Annotated in this window: 3 protein-coding genes; 1 reads left to right on the top strand and 2 read right to left on the bottom strand. The window is 71.1% G+C overall.

The annotated features are described in order from the left end of the window. Nucleotides 1-714 precede the first annotated feature (714 nt). On the bottom strand, nucleotides 715-1,215 hold the full coding sequence (locus AB0M20_RS36375) for a TetR family transcriptional regulator (protein WP_364305196.1): 501 nt from the start codon (nucleotides 1,213-1,215) through the stop codon (nucleotides 715-717). Nucleotides 1,216-1,268: 53 nt separating this feature from the next. Between AB0M20_RS36375 and AB0M20_RS36370 the strand changes: the two genes are divergently transcribed. Further along, nucleotides 1,269-1,841, top strand: coding sequence for a maleylpyruvate isomerase family mycothiol-dependent enzyme (locus tag AB0M20_RS36370; RefSeq protein ID WP_364305194.1), 573 nt, complete (start codon nucleotides 1,269-1,271; stop codon nucleotides 1,839-1,841). Here AB0M20_RS36370 and AB0M20_RS36365 read toward each other — a convergent pair. Further along, nucleotides 1,813-2,782: sulfotransferase (locus AB0M20_RS36365; protein WP_364305193.1), on the bottom strand; the 970-nt coding region annotated here is incomplete at its 5' end. The genes AB0M20_RS36370 and AB0M20_RS36365 overlap by 29 nt on opposite strands.

Here is a 2,782-nt window from a genome sequence, read left to right as displayed (position 1 = left end):
ACCAAATGATCATCGAGTTCCTGGACTCGTAACAACAGCGGTAGTCCAGCCACCCACCCGCCCAAAGACGGGGTGGCGGGGCTACCACTATGCCCGCCGCGCCGGCGGCCGGAGCCCGAAGTGGTAGCCCACCCACGCGCCCGAGCTCCGGAAACGCGACTCCCCTACCACTAGCGCCGAAATGCCCGAAGCCGAACCCAAAGTGGTAGCCCAACCGCGCATCCGAGCCTCCGAAACGCGGCTGGGCTACCACTGTTGCGATTCGTCCCCGCTGCAGCGAGATTTGGGCTCGCGCCCGGCCTCATCCGCGACGGCCTCGCCCACTGCGCCTCCCGGACCACCCACCACGCGCGCCGTGCCGCATGACGCTTGACCCACGGCCACACCGGCATGGCCGCCAACACCAGCCGACGACCACCGCCACCCGGCCGCACCACGCCTGACCCACCACCACGCCGGCATGGCCCCCAACACCAGCCCACAACGGCCCGGCGGGGCCATCTCCACGCCCGCATGGCCACTGGCGACACCGACCCGGCGACCAAGATCAATGCCGACACGCGCCCCGCCGCCACCCCCACCCCGGCACTGGGTGGGTGGAACGTTAGCCCCCTCCTACGACACTTTCACCGGGCTGTCCACAGGGCGCGGCGGGCGCGCGTTGGCGCCAAAGCACAGCCAGAGCCGCAACCATGACCACCGACCAGCCAGATCTCACCCCATCAGAGCATCGACCAGCACCCTCAACGCCGGCAACGGATCAAAACCCGGATCCGGATAAGCAAGCTGATGCAACGTCATCGCATCAACCTGAGCCCCCAACAACCCGGCATCCCGCTCAGGCTGCGACGACCCCGCAGCCGCAGCCACCGACACTGCCCAGGCACTAACCTCAGCCGCCGCCTCCCCCAGAACCCGCTGCAGCCGGGGATGGTTGGCCGCCTCCACCATCAGCGCGAACCGCGCGAGCGTCACCTCCCGCCTTTCGGTAACCGCGGTCATGACGAATGCGGCAAGCGTCTCCGCCAGTTCGCCGACCCGGTCGGGCCGTTCAAGGATCACGACCCGCGACACCACCCCGTCGAGGAGGGCGTCGCGGCTGCGGAAGTAGTTCGAGGTCGTGCCGCCGGGGACGCCGGCGGCCGCGTCCACCGCCCGGTGCGTCAGCCCTCGCATGCCTTGCCGTCCAAGGACGCCGATCGCCGCGTCCAGCACTTCGTCCCTTCGGCCCATGGTGATCGATACTACAGGCGTAGTACGGTCCGGGTATGAACGACGACGAGCTGTGGGCCGCCATCGACGGGCAGCGCGAGCGGCTGGCGACGTTCTTCGACGGCCTGTCCGCCGAGGAGTGGTCCCGGCCGTCGTTGTGCGACCGGTGGTCGGTGCGCGACGTGGCGGCCCATCTGACGTACGCGCAGATCACCGTCCCGGAGATCATGCTGGAGGTGCTCCGCACCCGGGGCTCGTTGTACAAGAGCACGATCCGCCGGGCGCAACGGCCGACCGGCGAGCTGGTCGCGAGCATCCGGGGCATGATCGGCTCGCGGAAGCACGTGGCCGTGGTGACACCGCGGGAGACGCTGATCGACATCCTGGTGCACAGCCAGGACGTCGCGATCCCGCTGGGGCGCCCGTTCGACCTGGACCGGGAGGCGGCGGTCGTCGCGGCCGGGCGCGCCTGGGAGCTGGGCTATCCGTTCCGGGCGCGGCGCAGGTTCAAGGGCCGCAAGCTGGTCGCCACGGACGCCGACTTCGTCCGGGGTGAGGGCGAGCCGGTCGAGCGTCCGATCGGTGAACTTCTGCTGATGATCACGGGGCGGCGTATCCCCACTGGGTGAGCGGCTCCCGCAGCACCCGCGAGACGTCGGCCACCTGGGCGGGTGTCAGCTCGCTCAGATAGGCGTCGCCACGCCCGGCGTGCAGGGAGTGCTTGGCGAAGCCGCGCTCGAAGGCCGGCGACCACTCCAGGCCGAGGAATTCCAGCACCCGGGTCAGCTCTTTGCGCGGCTCGGCGATCAGGTCCTCGTAGTGCAGGTCCAGCCACTGGTCCGCGGGGTGGGCGGCGCGGGCGTCGGCGTAGGCGCTCATGAGCATCTTCCAGCCCAGCGCGGCCAGCACCGGGAACGACCGCGCGTGCGCCTCCCACTCCGCCTGCAATGCCGGCGGCAGTGGTCCCAGGTACCAGTTCGCCGGGCCCTGCCACCCGTCCCACCAGCCCATCTGCAGCCACGAGTTGACCACGGCCCGCCCGTCCCGCACGACGTTGACGACCTTGAGCTCCGGGTACGCAGCGCCGAGGAAGCCGGTGCGGGGCCAGCCGGTGACGTGCTGCAGGATCAGCGGGACGCGCTGGGCGGCCAGCCGGGCGTCGAAGAAGGCACGGGCGCGGCGCGAGACGAACGGCGTCATGTCGGCGGCGAGCAGGTCGCGGCAGGGCCGGCTGAACCCGGCGGTGACGTGCCGGTCGAGCAGCCGGTACGCCTCGGAGGGCGCGACTCGCAGCCGGCCCTTCTCGAGCAGCCGCCGGCTGTGCGCCAGCGAGGTCATCCCGGAGGGCCGGGGCGCGCCCCGCCGGTAGAGCCGCCCGTTGAACCGGCCGGTGAGGTTCAGCTTGGACAGCTTGTCGTCCACGCCGGACACGAACCCGATCGCCGGGTGCCGGCAGAGCAGCTCCTGCACCAGCGTGGATCCGCACCGACCGGTGCCGGCGACGATGGCGAGGCTCACCGCGGCGTCCTCCGGCCGAACGGGTAGCCGAGCCGCGGCAGCAGCGGCGCGG

Origin of the sequence: Actinoplanes sp. NPDC051633, from assembly GCF_040681735.1 — a bacterium.
GTDB lineage: Bacteria > Actinomycetota > Actinomycetes > Mycobacteriales > Micromonosporaceae > Actinoplanes.
The sequence above is the reverse complement of the archived record's forward strand: the minus strand, read 5'-3'. Positions and strand labels throughout refer to the sequence as shown.

Excerpts from the sequence above, each read along its gene's own strand:
- AB0M20_RS36370 (WP_364305194.1), top strand. The coding sequence starts at position 1,269 with ATGAACGACGACGAGCTGTGGGCCGCCATCGACGGGCAGCGCGAGCGG.